Origin of the sequence: Blattabacterium sp. (Mastotermes darwiniensis) str. MADAR (assembly GCF_000233435.1) — a bacterium.
Taxonomy (GTDB): domain Bacteria; phylum Bacteroidota; class Bacteroidia; order Flavobacteriales; family Blattabacteriaceae; genus Blattabacterium.
Map to the genome: position 1 here is coordinate 33,372 of NC_016146.1, position 13,883 is coordinate 47,254.

Here is a 13,883-nt window from a genome sequence, read left to right on the forward strand (position 1 = left end):
TCTCCTTTAGATTTGTAATAAAGGAGAGTTGCCGGAGTGGTTAACGGAACAGTTTGCTAAACTGTCGGTATGAAAAAATACTGCGTGGGTTCGAATCCCACATTCTCCGCTACGGGGTATAGCGTAGTCCGGTCATCGCGCCTGGTTTGGGACCAGGAGATCGTAGGTTCAAATCCTGCTACCCCGATGTTTGGATCACGTAGCTCAAATGGATAGAGCAACTGCCTTCTAAGCAGTAGGTCACAGGTTCGAATCCTGTCGTGATCATATTATTTTTTAGATTCTAATACTTCGTCTATCATTCCATATTCTTTAGCTTCTTCAGAAGTCATCCAATAATCTCTATCTAAATCTTTTTCTATTTTTTCAATGGGAGAACCAGAATGTTTGGAAATAATTTCGTAAAGTTCTTTTTTCAATTTTAAAATTTCACGAACGGTAATTTCAATATCTGAAGCTTGTCCATGTGTTCCTCCTACAGGTTGATGAATCATGATTCTAGAATGTTTCAATCCAGATCTTTTATTTTTTACTCCAGAACAAAGTAAAACCGCGGCCATAGAAGCTGCCATCCCTGTACAAATAGTTGCTACATCTGGGTCAACAATTTGCATTGTATCATATATCCCTAAACCTGCATGGACATCTCCTCCTGGAGAATTTATGTAAATCTGTATATCCTTTGATGGATCTACCGATTGCAAAAATAACAATTGAGCCTGTACGATATTAGCAACTTGATCTTCTATAGGAGTTCCTAAAAAAATAACACGGTCCATCATCAAACGAGAAAAAACATCCATTTGAGCTATATTCAGTTTACGTTCTTCGACAATATAAGGAGTCATCATTTGGATATACTTATCCATCCATAAGCTGTTTATTCTTTTATGTTTAACTGCAAATTTTAAAAATTCGGAAGAATTTTTTTTATAATAATTCATATTTATATAGATTTAATTTAATATTCCATCTTATCAAATTGAAAAATTTCATTCGATTATCCTTATTGGACATTAAATAAAATTTCTGGATTCATTTATCGATGAATTAAAAATTTAGAATAGAATGATCTCCTAAATTTATTTCTTTAGCCTTTCCTATATAAGAAATATTACTTCCAATCATAGAATTATAAATATTAATATATCTGATTTCCGTATAATTTTGTATTAAAGATTTTTCTATATTACTATTGCTGATTCTTGTATATTTTCCTATCGATACATAGGGTCCAATGACACTATTATCAATAATAGTGTTCTCTTCTATAGAACAAGGTTTTATAATGAAACTATTTTTTATGATAGTTTTTGGATGAATCAATTTTAAATGTTTGGATTCAATGGATAATATTTTCGAATTAGAAGAAATAATTTTTTTTTTATTTCCAAAATCCATCCATTTTTGAACTTGTTGACTAGTAAATGAAATTCCTTTTCTTCTCATATTCTCTAATGCGGAAGTTAATTGATATTCCTTTTCGTTTCTTATATTATTGTCTAGGATATATTGCAATTCTTTTTTCAATAAAGAACTATTTTTAAAATAATAAATACCAATAATTGCTAAATTAGATCTATTATTTTTTGGTTTTTCTATAAAATGAGTAATTAATCCTGATGGATTACATTCTACAATTCCAAATGAACTTATATTTTTTACCTTTTTTGTCCATATAATGTTCTCTGCATTTGTATTTAATTCAAAATTTTCATGGTAAAATAATGTATCGGAGAAAGCAACAATTATGGGCCCTTCTAAAGAATTTTTTGCTTTCAGCAAAGCATCAGCAGTTCCTAATGGTTTTTCCTGGTAATATATTGTTACCTCAGTAATTCCTATATCATTAGATATTTTTATTAATTTTTTTTCTATTCTCTTATCTATTTCTCCTATAATAAAAACTATTTCTTTTATTGAAGTCCCTTTAATAAATTTCAATAAATTTTCCAACAATCTTTTCAATATTGGTTTTCCTACAATGGTTATTAACGGTTTAATTGTATTTATAGTGTGTGGACGAAGACGTGATCCTTCTCCGGCCATAGGAATTATAATTTTCATGAATGAAAAAATTTAAGTTAGCGGTATCCAGTACTTCCAAAACTATTGTTTCCTCTTCCACTTTTATTTAAAATGGATGATTCTTCCCATTTTATCTTTATTTTTGGATAAATATCTATTATTGCAATTTTTTCTTTAGGTTTAATTTTAATAATTTTTAAAGATATATTTATTATAACTAATTGTNGNTCTTGAAAAACTATTTTTTTTTCCTTTTTTTCATAAAAATGAACCAAACAAATAATTCCAGCNTCGATTAGTNTTTTTCTTATAAAAAAGTTATTATAAAATATTTTATTAAATTCTAAATAATAACCCGTTGTAATTAATTTTCTTTCTAAGGAATTTATGAAAATCTCATTTTTGATATTAGCCTTTAAAATAGATTGATATTTATGCAAAATTTTACTTTTTTTATTTTTCTGTCTTAGAAAAAAAATTATTCATTTCAAATAAAAAAACAAGAATAAAATATAAAAGCTGTAAAATAATTCTAATATCTGTTCTTTTTTCATTATTCACTATATATACTACCAGTAAAAATGCAAGAAATAAATGAATAAGAATACTCCATGTTCTTTTATAAGACTTAAGGAATTTTTTTTTACCCCAAAAATATAGAAATAAGACCATACTTACATAAGAAAAAAGAGTACCCCAAGCGGGAATCATAAAACTACTATTAGGAATCAATATAAATACAACATTAAATAAAATTGTAATGAACACACCTATTAAGGATATATAAGTTCCAATAATAGGTTTATCTATTATTTTATAAAAAATGGATAAATTGGTATAAATCCCTAAAAATAAATAACCCATCATCACTATTGGAATAATGGGAATGGCAATGTGATATCTTTTATCTATTAAAAAATCTATAAGAATAGAAATATTTCCACATATTAAAACGTAAAATATTAATCCAAGTACAATAAATATATAGATTATTTCTCCGTAATAATATGTTGCATCGGCATCTTCAGATTTTTTAAAAAAAAAAGGTTCAATTCCTAATCGAAATGCACGAATATACAAACTCATGAAAGAAGCAATTTTATAACAGGCTGAATAGGCTCCGTTTATCTCATCAGAATACCATCTCTTCATCAAAATTTTATCTAGATTTTCATTGATAGAGAAAGCTATGGTTCCAAGCATAATTGGTATTCCATAATTCAACATTTCTTTAGCTAAAAACTTATTAAATTTCTTTATGGTTACTTTTCTTAATATTATAGGTAGAATTAAAATAAAATTGCTTAAAGATGCAATCATGTTTGCAAAAAAAATGTATCCCGTTTTATCTGTAAAAGAATCAATTAATTCAAAAATTGAAAAATAAAATTTTTGGATTAGGTTTGTTTCTTTTTTTATTTCTTGTAAAGAAAACATGTATATAACAAAAATAGATTGTATCAATATATTTATCATATTTATAGTAGTGTATTTCAGAGCCATTTCATTAGCACGAATCCAAGCCATAGGAAGAACACAAATAGTATCAAAAAATATAATTAAAAAGAACATGATAAAATATTCTGGATGATTTTTATATCCAGCAATAGACACTAAATATTTTATTGAATTAACAGAAAGTATTAAAAAGAAAGAAATGATAAACAATTGTACAATAACTCCTGTTGAAAAAAGAACTTCTTTATTGTGATTTTTTTTAGATAAAAACCTAAAGTAAGTGTTTTCCAATCCAAAAGAAAGAAATCCTATAGCTAGGAAAGATAGAGCATACATATCTGTATAAAGGGAAAATTCTTCAATTTTTAAAGATCTAGTAAAAAATTTTAGAAAAGCATAATTAATAATCTTTGGAAGAATGAATCCTATAGAATAGATTATAGTTTGAATCATTAATTTTCTGTATATAAACAACAAATTCAAGACTTTTTATAGTACATACATTACACTAATTTCTACATTATTTTTTATCCACAATTTTTTTTATATTTGGATAAAAATTCCACTTAATGGATTTCATTTTTATGTTTTTTGTGCTGCTTGGAACATTTGGAACTACAGAAATTGTTGTTATTGTTATTCTTGCACTTTTACTTTTTGGAGGTAAAAAAATTCCAGAATTAATGAGAGGATTAGGAATAGGATTGAAAGAATTTAAAAAAGCTTCTGAAAAAGAAGACTCTCCAGAAGATTGATTAAGATTTCTTTCATCTTATGTCTGTTTATTAGCACTTTTTTTACAACTAATAATGACAAAGATAAGAAATATTATGTTTTTTATGCTCATCTTAAAAAGTCTGATTATGCAATCTGTCTCAAAACCATTGGGGGAACAAAAAAGCAGTATGAAAAATATTCCTATTCGTAAATTGGATTTGAATCACATCAACATATGGAAAAAGATATTCGGTAGTAAAAAGAAACATTTATCGGTAAAAAGAATTTTATCCCATAAAAAAAACATTATTATTACCAATATAAATCCGGAAAAATTAAGATATAGAATAAATCATCTTAATCAAGAATCTCAAATAAAAATATTGAAGTATAATACCATCATCCATGCTTCCGTAGAAGGTTATCTTCGTATGGATAAATATATAGGAAAAATACTCTCATTGTCTAATTTTTATTTTCCTATGTTTGAAGAAAAACTGGAAACACATGGGATTCCAAAAGAATTAAAATATATTGCTATTATAGAATCTAATTTAAATCCTACCATTACATCCAAAGCAGGAGCTCAAGGTATTTGGCAATTTATGCCTAAAACCGGAAAAATATACGATCTACAAATCAATAAAGTTTATGATGAAAGAAATGATCCCGTTAAATCTACAGAAGCTGCTTGTCGATATTTTAAATATTTATACAAAAAAATTGGGAATTGGGAATTGGTTTTAGCTGCTTATAATGCTGGACCAAAAACTATAGATAAAATTATTCGGCGTCATAACAATAAAAAAGATTTTTGGAGTTTAAGAAGTTCTTTCCCGAAAGAAACAAAAAATTATGTTCCAAAATTTATTGCTATTAATTATGTGATGAATTATTACAAGGAACATAATATACAACCATCACATTTCCGTTCCATTAAATACAAAGATACTGTATTAATTCCTATAAAAGGAAAGATTTCTTTGAAATTTTTTGCTTCTTCCTTAAAGATTCCCTATAAGGATTTAATATTGCTTAATCCACAATATCTTGTAGATGTTATTATTATTCCTACTGGAGAAAGATATTTTTTAAGATTACCAAAAAATAAAATTTTTCTTTTCAAAGAAAAAGAAAAAAATGGTTACTTTTTGAAAAAAAACGAGTAAGCACTTGTTGTTTCTATTACATACAGTTTCACTTATGAACGAAAAATTTGAACAAAAAAAAAAATCTCTAAGACTTGTGTTGGATAAAATGGATAGAATCTATGGAAAAGGAACCATAATGCGTATGGGAGATTCACATATAGAAAACTTAGAAATTGTCCCTTCCGGATCTATAAGCTTAGATATAGCATTGGGTATTAGAGGATTCCCTAAAGGTCGTATTATAGAAATATTTGGACCAGAATCTTCTGGTAAAACTACTTTAGCTTTACATGCTATTGCTCAATCACAAAAGATTGGTGGTTTTGCAGGATTTATTGATGCCGAACATGCTTTTGATTGTGTGTATGCAAAAAAAATAGGTGTTGACACAAAAGAATTAATTATTTCTCAACCAGATAATGGAGAACAAGCACTTGAAATAGTGAATCATTTAATTAGATCTGGTGTTATTGATATGATAGTGGTGGATTCAGTAGCTGCTTTAACTCCAAAAAGCGAAATTGAAGGAGAAATGGGAGATTCTAAAATAGGATTACAAGCTAGATTGATGTCTCAGGCTCTTAGAAAACTTACTTCTAGCATAGGAAAATCTAAGAGTATACTTATATTTATTAATCAATTACGGGAAAAAATTGGAGTTTATGGAAATCCAGAAGTGACTACTGGAGGAAATGCTTTAAAATTTTATTCTTCTATACGATTGGATATTCGTAAAGGAAATCCGATTAAAAACGGAGAAAAAATTTTAGGAAATAGAACAAAAGTAAAAGTAGTAAAGAATAAACTTTCTCCTCCTTTTAAAACTGCTGAATTTGATATTATGTACGGAGAAGGAATTTCCAATATAGGAGAAATTCTTGATTTAGGGGTAGATTTGGGGTTAATTAAAAAAAATGGATCTTGGTTTAGTTATGGAACTATGAAATTAGGTCAAGGAAGGGATTCCGTAAAAGAGTTTTTGAAAGAGGAAAAAAATATTATAAATGAAATGCAAAAAAATATACTAAATCACTATCTTCAAGAATAACAATAATATATGAGAATTACTTTTTTAGGTACTGGAACCTCACAGGGAGTTCCACTTATTGGATCTAAACATCCCGTATGTTTATCCGATAATCCAAAAGATAAAAGACTTCGAAGTTCTATTCTTATAGAAAAGAACCATAAAATTTTTTTGATAGATTGTGGTCCTGATTTTCGTTATCAAATGTTAAGAAGCCATCATAAAAAATTGAATGCTATTTTTATTACACATGAACATTACGATCATATAGGTGGATTAGATGATTTAAGACCTATCAATCTTAAGATCAAAAAACCTATTCCAGTTTATGGATTACGTCGTGTATTAGAAAATTTAAAAAAACGATTTTACTATATTTTTTCAGAAAATAAATCAAATACTTCTAAAATTTCTATTCATGAATTGGATGATGATACGGATTTTTTTTTGGTAGAATATTTTAAAGTTTTTCCTTTATCCATATTGCATGGAGCTCTTCCTATCTTAGGATTTCGTATAGAAGATTTTGCTTATATAACAGATGCGAGTAGTATTCCTATTCCTACCATGAAAAAATTAAGAGGTTTGAATGTTTTAGTCTTAAATGTGTTGAGAAAAGTACCAAAGCACCACTCTCATTTTACTTTATCTGAATCATTGAAAATGGTTCAAAAAATTGCCCCTAAAAAAACTTATTTGACGCATATAAGTCACTTGCTCGGTTTTCATGAGGATATTCAGAAGAAATTGCCTAAAAATGTTTATTTAGCTTATGATGGGTTAATTATTTAGATTTTTGTTCATATAATGCAATTAATGCAATTTTTATGGACTTTATTTTATATAATAAAAAATACTACTAATCGGTATGCAAACGTTAAAAAACATTTTTTTTTCTACAAAAATCACTGCTTTTTTATTTCTTTTGTTAGCCTTATCTATGGCAACGGCTACTTTTTTAGAAAAAAAATATTCTACAGATGTTGCAAAAATATGGATCTATGAATCCACTTGGTTTGAAATCGTTATGTTGCTAATCATAATAAATCTAATAGGTAACATATGGAAATATAAACTTTGGAATAAAAAAAAATTTCCTTTATTTATTTTTCATGTCTCATTTGTATTTATTTTTATTGGAGGAATTATTTCTAGATATTATAGTTTTGAAGGGATGATGTCTTTAAGAGAAGGAGAAACTAATGGTCAAATTATTTCCAGAAAAAATTACATAAAATTAAAAATTCATAGAGGAAATAACACTATGATTTATAATGATCCTTATATTTTATCTTCTTTTCATAATGGATATAAAGGAAATTTTTTTTTTAAAGGAAACCTTTTCAAAATAGAAATTATAAACTATATCCCATGTGCAGAAGTGATAGTTTCAAAAGACATTCCAAAACAAAAGATTGTAAAAATCATTTCAACTAATAATCAAAAAGGAAGAACTGAAAATTATCTCATAAATGGATCTATCATCAAAATCAATGAAGTCCCATTTTCCCTTAATAAGGATATTCCTTTTGGAATTAAAATTTTTGAAAAAGAGGATAAACTTTATGTGAAATCTTCTTTTCCCATGAAGAGTATAAATATGAGGAATAGAAAGATGACATATTTATCAAAAAATACGATTATCCCTATAAAAATAAAGAATTTATATCAAATTGATGATAGTGAAAAAAAAGTACAATGGGTTATTCCTTCGGGAATAATAAAAGGAGAATTAAAATATATTGGATCATGTAATAATAATGAGGCCAACAAGAATAATTCATTGGATGCCATTACGGCTAAAATATCGTTTCAAAATCAATCAAAAATAATAACTTTTTTAGGAGGGAAAAATACAACAGAAATGAGTGATCCTATATGGTTAAACCATCACAAAATATTCATTGGATATGGATCTATTTTTTTTAATCTTCCTTTCTTTTTACGATTAAATAAATTTGAGGTTGAAAATTATCCAGGTTCTGAATTTCCATCTTTTTTTATTAGTCATGTCACTGTAATAGATAAAGAAAAAAAGAAAAATTACTTGATTTCTATGAATCATGTTTTAGATTACAAAGGATATCGATTTTTTCAATCAGGATATGACAAAGATGAAAAAGGAACACATTTTTCGGTAAATAATGATTATTTAGGAACGAATTTATCATATTTAGGATATTTTTTCATAAGTTTGGGAATGTTTCTTACTTTATTTTGGAAAGGATCTAGATTCAGTCATCTTAAAAAAAAATTAAAATATTTATCTAAAATTTCCATATTTATTATTTTATTTTTAAACAGTCATTTCGTTTTTTCTCATAATTTAAAAAAATTAAAATCAGTTCCTTTAGAAGAAATTTCCGATAATATCCATATACCTAAAAAACATGGAGAAAATTTTGGACGTTTATTAGTACAAGATAATAAAGGAAGAATCAAGCCAATACATACTATGGCATTAGAACTTCTTAGAAAAATTCATAAGAAAAGCCATATAGGAAATTTGGATGCCAATCAATGGTTTATATCTATTCATCAGGATAATATCTTTTGGACAAAAATTCCTTTTATTAAAGTGGATAAAAAAGGAGGATATGAATTTTTAATTCAAACAAAAGCTAATAAAGAAGGTTATTCATCTATGATGGATCTTTATACTATAGATCCAAAAACATTGAAATTAAAATTTATTCTACAAGAAGATTATGAAAATTCTTTTTCTAAAAATCCAATTCAAAGAAACGAATATGATAAAGCGATCATTAATCTTAGTGAACGGATAGGAGTTCTTCATGGAATATTTCAAGGAAAATATCTTCGAATATTTCCTATTCCGAACGATATCAATCATACATGGTCTAGTTGGATTAGACCATATTCAAATAATTTAAATATGATTGGACTATCTATGTTCAATAACTATCTTAAATCCTTGTTACAAGCACAAAATGAAAAAGATTGGATTATTGCGGACAATGAAATACAAAAAATACGATCCTACCAATTTAAATATGCCAAATCTATTTTACCTTCGAATCAAAAAATAGATATAGAAATACTGTCTAATAAATTGAATATTTTTTATAGATTGCCTTTTTTTTATTGCTTTATTGGTATAATAATTCTTACAGTTTCTTTCATAAGAATTTTTAGAAAAAAAAAATATATATCTTTGATTTATAATATTTTAATTTTATTTTTATTCATTTTATTTATTGTTGAATCTTTAGGATTAATTTCAAGATGGTATATTTCTGGACATGCTCCTTGGAGTAATGGATATGAATCCTCCATTTTCATTAGTTGGTGTTTAGTAGGAATAGGTTTAATTTTTCATAAAAATCCATTTGTTTCAGGTCTAACAGCATTAATTGCTTCTATTCTATTAATTATAGCAGCACACAGTGATACCATGGATCCAGAAATAACCAATTTGGTTCCAGTTTTAAAATCTCATTGGTTGATAATACATGTAGCTATAATTACAGCCAGTTATGGATTTTTCTTAACAGGATCATTTTTGGGATTGATAGTTTTGATTCTATATATTTTTTATAATAAAAAAATTCAAATTCATATTGATCAACTAACTATTATTAATGAAATGAGTCTTACAATAGGACTTTTCTTATTAACTATAGGAACTTTTTTAGGTTCTATTTGGGCAAATAGTAGTTGGGGTCGTTATTGGAGTTGGGATCCAAAAGAAACTTGGGCTTTCATTAGCATCATGGTATATGCTTTCGTATTACATATGCGTCTAGTCCCAGGTATTAGAAGTGTTTTTCTTTTTAATTTTTCCAGTATATTAGCTATAAGTTCTATTATTATGACTTACTTTGGAGTAAATTATTATCTATCCGGATTGCATTCTTATGCTAGAGGAGAGCCTATTTCTATACCTTATTGGATTTATTATAGTTTACTCTTTCTATTGATTATAACTGTTTTATCGTATTATTCGTACTATTCGAATAAATTTAGGGATAATATTCCGAAAAAAATTAATAATTAAATTTGAAAAAAAAGGAAAGTACTCTATTTAGAGATGCGTTTGGAAATCTTCATTTCGTCAAACGTTTTTTGATTTTCACTTTTGGTTGTATTTCTTACAATCGTTATAATGGATTTAATCGATTACAATTAAAGGGAACAGAATATATTAAGGATCTTCCTGATAAAAGAGTACTTTTTGTCTCCAATCATCAAACATACTTTGCTGATGTTTTTGCTATGTTTCATGTTTTTTGTAGTGTAAAAAATGGATTTATAAATACGATAAAAAATCCTATTTATCTTTTAAATCCAAAAGTAAATCTATACTATGTAGCAGCTAAAGAAACGATGAATGAAGGAATACTTACTAAATTATTTACCTATTCAGGAGCTATTACTGTAAAAAGAACATGGAGGGAAGGCAATAAAAAAATAAATCGATTAGTAGATTTATCTGAAATTACCCGTATGGGAACAGCTTTGAATGATGGATGGCTAATTACTTTCCCGCAAGGAACTACTAAAGCATTTGCTCCTGGACGTAGAGGAATTGTTCATGTAATAAGAAAATTTAATCCTATTGTAGTTCCTATTGTTATAGATGGATTTCAAAAAGCTTATGATAAAAAAGGAATTAGAATTAAAGAAAAGGGAGTTTTACAAAAAATGATTTTTAAAAAACCAATCTCATTGGATTTAAAAAACGATACTACAGATATGATTATGGAAAAAATTATGGACGCTATAGAACAATCCAATAAATATAAAAAAAATGATTAATGGATTATGAAATATAAATATATAAGAGATACTTTTCTCGATTTTTTCCAAAAAAAAACACACAAAATTATTCCTTCCTTTCCCATTTTTTTAAAAAATGATCCTACACTTTTTTTTATCAATGCAGGAATGAATCCTTTTAAAGATTACTTTTTAGGACATAGAGAACCTGAATACAAACGGATTGTTAACATTCAAAAATGTCTTAGAGTTTCTGGCAAACACAATGATTTAGAAAATGTAGGATATGATAATTATCATCATACTATGTTTGAAATGTTAGGAAATTGGTCTTTTGGAGATTATTCCAGAAAAGAAACTATAGAATGGGCCTGGGAACTATTGATCCAAAAATATAATATTCCAAAGAATAATATTTACATCTCTATTTTTATTGGAAATGAAAAAGATGGATTATCTATGGACAAAGAAACTTTGCAATGTTGGAAATCGTTGACCAACAATATACTTTTTTTTGGAAAAAAAGAAAACTTTTGGGAAATGGGACCTACAGGTCCTTGTGGTCCTTGTTCTGAAATTCATGTAGATCTACGAAACAAAAAAGAAAAAGATAGATTACCAGGAAAATACCTGATCAATAAAGGTCATCCTAAGATGATAGAAATTTGGAATTTAGTTTTTATAGAATTTTTTAGAAAGTTGGATGGAACATTAGAGAGACTTTCTAAAAAACATGTAGATACAGGAATGGGATTGGAAAGACTATGCATGGTTCTACAGGAAAAATTGTCCAGTTACGATACGGATATTTTTTTTCCAATGGTTAAAGATATAAAAGATTCTTTAGGAAAAATTTATCGAAAAGAATTTTATCAAGATGTATCCATACGTATTATTGCAGATCATTTAAGAGCTATTGTTTTCTCTATTTCCGATGGGCAATTACCTTCTAACAATGGAGCTGGTTATGTTATACGAAGAATATTAAGAAGAGCCGTTATTTATGTTACTCGTTTTTTATGTCAAAAAAAACCTTTCATTTATAAATTTGTGGATTCATTGGTCAGAGAAATGAAAACTGTTTTTCCTGAATTAGAAAATAAGAAAGAATACATACAACATGTAATCAAAGAAGAAGAGAGTTCTTTCTTTAAAGTTCTTGAAAAAGGAGAGGAACGAATGAAACATTTGATCATAAAGGCCAAAGAAAAAAATAAGAAAATTATTGATGGAAGTAGCCTATTTAAATTATACGATACTTATGGGTTTCCAATAAAATTATCTAAAATGTTAGCTGAAAAAAATAATTTTTCTATAGATGAGAAGTCGTTTCAAAACGAATTACTCAAACAGAAAAAAAGATCTAAACAAGAAAAAAATTCAATCCTAAAAAGTGATTGGATAAAAATTCATGAAGATCAGTTTATGAATAAAAATGAAAATTTTATAGGATATGATTTTTTGGAATGTAATCTTTTGATTCTAAAGTATAGAAAGGTTGAAAATCCACTAAAAAAAGAAGAAAATTCTTATTATGAATTGGTTTTTTCCAAAACTCCCTTTTATCCTGAAGGAGGAGGACAATTAGGCGATACTGGTTTTATAAAAAATGAAATGGATAAAATTTTTATTGAAAATACAATAAAAGAAGATTCCATGAATTTACACATTGTTCGAAAGCTTCCTTCATGTCTTTCTTCGTCTTTTCAAGCAGTAGTAAACAAAAATAGAAGAGAAGAAATAGAGAAGAATCATACAGCTACCCATTTATTACATTTGTCCTTAAAAAAAATTTTTGGAAAACATATTCAACAAAAAGGATCTTATATCGGAGAAGATTATCTACGTTTTGACTTTTCACATTATAAAAAAATAACCTTAGAAGAATTGCATAAGATAGAAAAAATGGTTCAAGAATTAATTTTCTCTAATCTTCCTTTAAAAGAACAACGATCTTTCCCTTTGAAAGAAGCCATAAAAAAAGGTTATTGTGGAATATTTAATAAAAAATATAAACAAAAAGTACGTATCATCACCTTTGGAGATTCTTCTGAATTATGTATTGGAACACATGTAAAATACACTGGATTAATTCAAATTTTCGAAATTTTATCCGAATCTTCTATATCGTATGGAATACGAAGGATAAAGGCCATCACTTCCAAAAAAGCCATTCAGTATTTAAAGTCTATTCATTCTCAACATAGATCATTGAAAAAAATTATCAAATATCCAAATTCTACGATAAATAGTTTTCTCAGTTTACAAAAAGAAAATAAAAAATTAAAACTGGAACTTAAAAAAGTATATTCTCAACAAATAAAAATCTTCAAAAAAGAGTACTTGTTAAAATCTATACAATTATCGTGTGTCACCTATATATGTGATATATCTAATGAAGAAAAACAATTGAATACTGATTTAGTAAAAAAAATTATTTTAAATTTGCGAAATGAAATTTCAAATCTATTTATAGTAATAGGATTTATCGAAGATAATAAACCAATCGTTTTTCTATCTATTTCTGATTCTGTTATTAACAATAAAAATATTCATGCTTATAAAATTATCCGCAATATAACGAATCATATTCATGGAAAGAGTTGGGGAAATTCTTATTTTTCTATTTGTATTGGGAGTCATAAAGACGGTTTAAGTTTAGTTTTAAAAGAAGCCAAAGAATATCTAAAATTTTTTAAAAAGAATGATAGAACTTATGTTTGATAGATTTTTTTTAAATTTGATAAATATTTTTTCTTTAT

Annotated in this window: 11 protein-coding genes and 3 tRNA genes; 10 read left to right on the forward strand and 4 right to left on the reverse strand. The window is 26.7% G+C overall.

What is annotated here, in order from left to right:
• Window positions 1–22 precede the first annotated feature (22 nt).
• The 3 genes from MADAR_RS00140 (at window position 23) to MADAR_RS00150 (ending at window position 267) form a co-directional block, all read left to right on the forward strand.
• Window positions 23–109: transfer RNA gene (locus MADAR_RS00140), tRNA-Ser, on the forward strand.
• A gap of 3 nt (window positions 110–112) precedes the next feature.
• A tRNA-Pro gene (locus MADAR_RS00145) sits at window positions 113–187 on the forward strand.
• A 6-nt stretch (window positions 188–193) separates the two neighbouring features.
• Window positions 194–267 (forward strand) — tRNA-Arg (locus MADAR_RS00150).
• Window positions 268–269: 2 nt separating this feature from the next.
• On the opposite strand, the gene clpP is transcribed toward MADAR_RS00150, so the two are convergent.
• From clpP to MADAR_RS00170, 4 genes are all read right to left on the reverse strand, one after another.
• On the reverse strand, window positions 270–944 hold the full coding sequence (gene clpP / locus MADAR_RS00155) for an ATP-dependent Clp endopeptidase proteolytic subunit ClpP (RefSeq protein ID WP_014158517.1): 675 nt from the start codon (window positions 942–944) through the stop codon (window positions 270–272).
• A 106-nt stretch (window positions 945–1,050) separates the two neighbouring features.
• Window positions 1,051–2,067, reverse strand: a complete 1,017-nt coding sequence (locus MADAR_RS00160; RefSeq protein WP_041177980.1) for a sugar phosphate nucleotidyltransferase — start codon at window positions 2,065–2,067, stop codon at window positions 1,051–1,053.
• A gap of 17 nt (window positions 2,068–2,084) precedes the next feature.
• A complete protein-coding gene (locus MADAR_RS00165) occupies window positions 2,085–2,468 on the reverse strand; it encodes a hypothetical protein (RefSeq protein ID WP_014158519.1) in 384 nt (127 codons plus the stop codon).
• Window positions 2,469–2,481: 13 nt separating this feature from the next.
• Complete coding sequence (locus MADAR_RS00170; RefSeq protein ID WP_041177981.1) at window positions 2,482–3,939, reverse strand: lipopolysaccharide biosynthesis protein; 1,458 nt, start codon at window positions 3,937–3,939, stop codon at window positions 2,482–2,484.
• Between the two features lie 116 nt (window positions 3,940–4,055).
• On the opposite strand from MADAR_RS00170, the gene MADAR_RS00175 reads away from it, so the two are divergent.
• The 7 genes from MADAR_RS00175 to alaS all read left to right on the forward strand — a co-directional run bounded on the left by MADAR_RS00175 (window position 4,056) and on the right by alaS (window position 13,845).
• Window positions 4,056–4,241: a twin-arginine translocase TatA/TatE family subunit gene (locus tag MADAR_RS00175; RefSeq protein WP_014158521.1), complete on the forward strand. Its 186-nt coding sequence runs from the start codon at window positions 4,056–4,058 to the stop codon at window positions 4,239–4,241.
• A 108-nt stretch (window positions 4,242–4,349) separates the two neighbouring features.
• On the forward strand, window positions 4,350–5,372 hold the full coding sequence (locus tag MADAR_RS00180; RefSeq protein WP_014158522.1) for a lytic transglycosylase domain-containing protein: 1,023 nt from the start codon (window positions 4,350–4,352) through the stop codon (window positions 5,370–5,372).
• A gap of 34 nt (window positions 5,373–5,406) precedes the next feature.
• Entirely contained in the window at window positions 5,407–6,402 is a 996-nt protein-coding gene (recA, locus tag MADAR_RS00185) for a recombinase RecA (RefSeq protein ID WP_041178010.1), read from the forward strand.
• 9 nt (window positions 6,403–6,411) lie between these two features.
• Window positions 6,412–7,173 (forward strand): MBL fold metallo-hydrolase, encoded by a 762-nt coding sequence (locus MADAR_RS00190; protein ID WP_014158524.1) that lies wholly within the window; start codon window positions 6,412–6,414, stop codon window positions 7,171–7,173.
• A 76-nt stretch (window positions 7,174–7,249) separates the two neighbouring features.
• Complete coding sequence (gene ccsA, locus MADAR_RS00195; RefSeq protein WP_014158525.1) at window positions 7,250–10,399, forward strand: cytochrome c biogenesis protein; 3,150 nt, start codon at window positions 7,250–7,252, stop codon at window positions 10,397–10,399.
• 2 nt (window positions 10,400–10,401) lie between these two features.
• Complete coding sequence (locus MADAR_RS00200) at window positions 10,402–11,160, forward strand: 1-acyl-sn-glycerol-3-phosphate acyltransferase (RefSeq protein ID WP_014158526.1); 759 nt, start codon at window positions 10,402–10,404, stop codon at window positions 11,158–11,160.
• A 6-nt stretch (window positions 11,161–11,166) separates the two neighbouring features.
• Complete coding sequence (alaS, locus tag MADAR_RS00205) at window positions 11,167–13,845, forward strand: alanine--tRNA ligase (RefSeq protein WP_014158527.1); 2,679 nt, start codon at window positions 11,167–11,169, stop codon at window positions 13,843–13,845.
• The last annotated feature ends 38 nt before the right edge of the window (window positions 13,846–13,883 follow it).

What these genes read in the sequence shown, in the direction of transcription:
- MADAR_RS00170 (WP_041177981.1), bottom strand. Translation starts at nt 3,939, where the DNA reads ATGATTCAAACTATAATCTATTCTATAGGATTCATTCTTCCAAAGATT.
- alaS (WP_014158527.1), top strand. Translation starts at nt 11,167, where the DNA reads ATGAAATATAAATATATAAGAGATACTTTTCTCGATTTTTTCCAAAAA.
- MADAR_RS00180 (WP_014158522.1), top strand. Translation starts at nt 4,350, where the DNA reads ATGCAATCTGTCTCAAAACCATTGGGGGAACAAAAAAGCAGTATGAAA.
- clpP (WP_014158517.1), bottom strand. Translation starts at nt 944, where the DNA reads ATGAATTATTATAAAAAAAATTCTTCCGAATTTTTAAAATTTGCAGTT.
- ccsA (WP_014158525.1), top strand. Translation starts at nt 7,250, where the DNA reads ATGCAAACGTTAAAAAACATTTTTTTTTCTACAAAAATCACTGCTTTT.
- MADAR_RS00175 (WP_014158521.1), top strand. Translation starts at nt 4,056, where the DNA reads ATGGATTTCATTTTTATGTTTTTTGTGCTGCTTGGAACATTTGGAACT.
- MADAR_RS00160 (WP_041177980.1), bottom strand. Translation starts at nt 2,067, where the DNA reads ATGAAAATTATAATTCCTATGGCCGGAGAAGGATCACGTCTTCGTCCA.
- recA (WP_041178010.1), top strand. Translation starts at nt 5,407, where the DNA reads ATGAACGAAAAATTTGAACAAAAAAAAAAATCTCTAAGACTTGTGTTG.
- MADAR_RS00190 (WP_014158524.1), top strand. Translation starts at nt 6,412, where the DNA reads ATGAGAATTACTTTTTTAGGTACTGGAACCTCACAGGGAGTTCCACTT.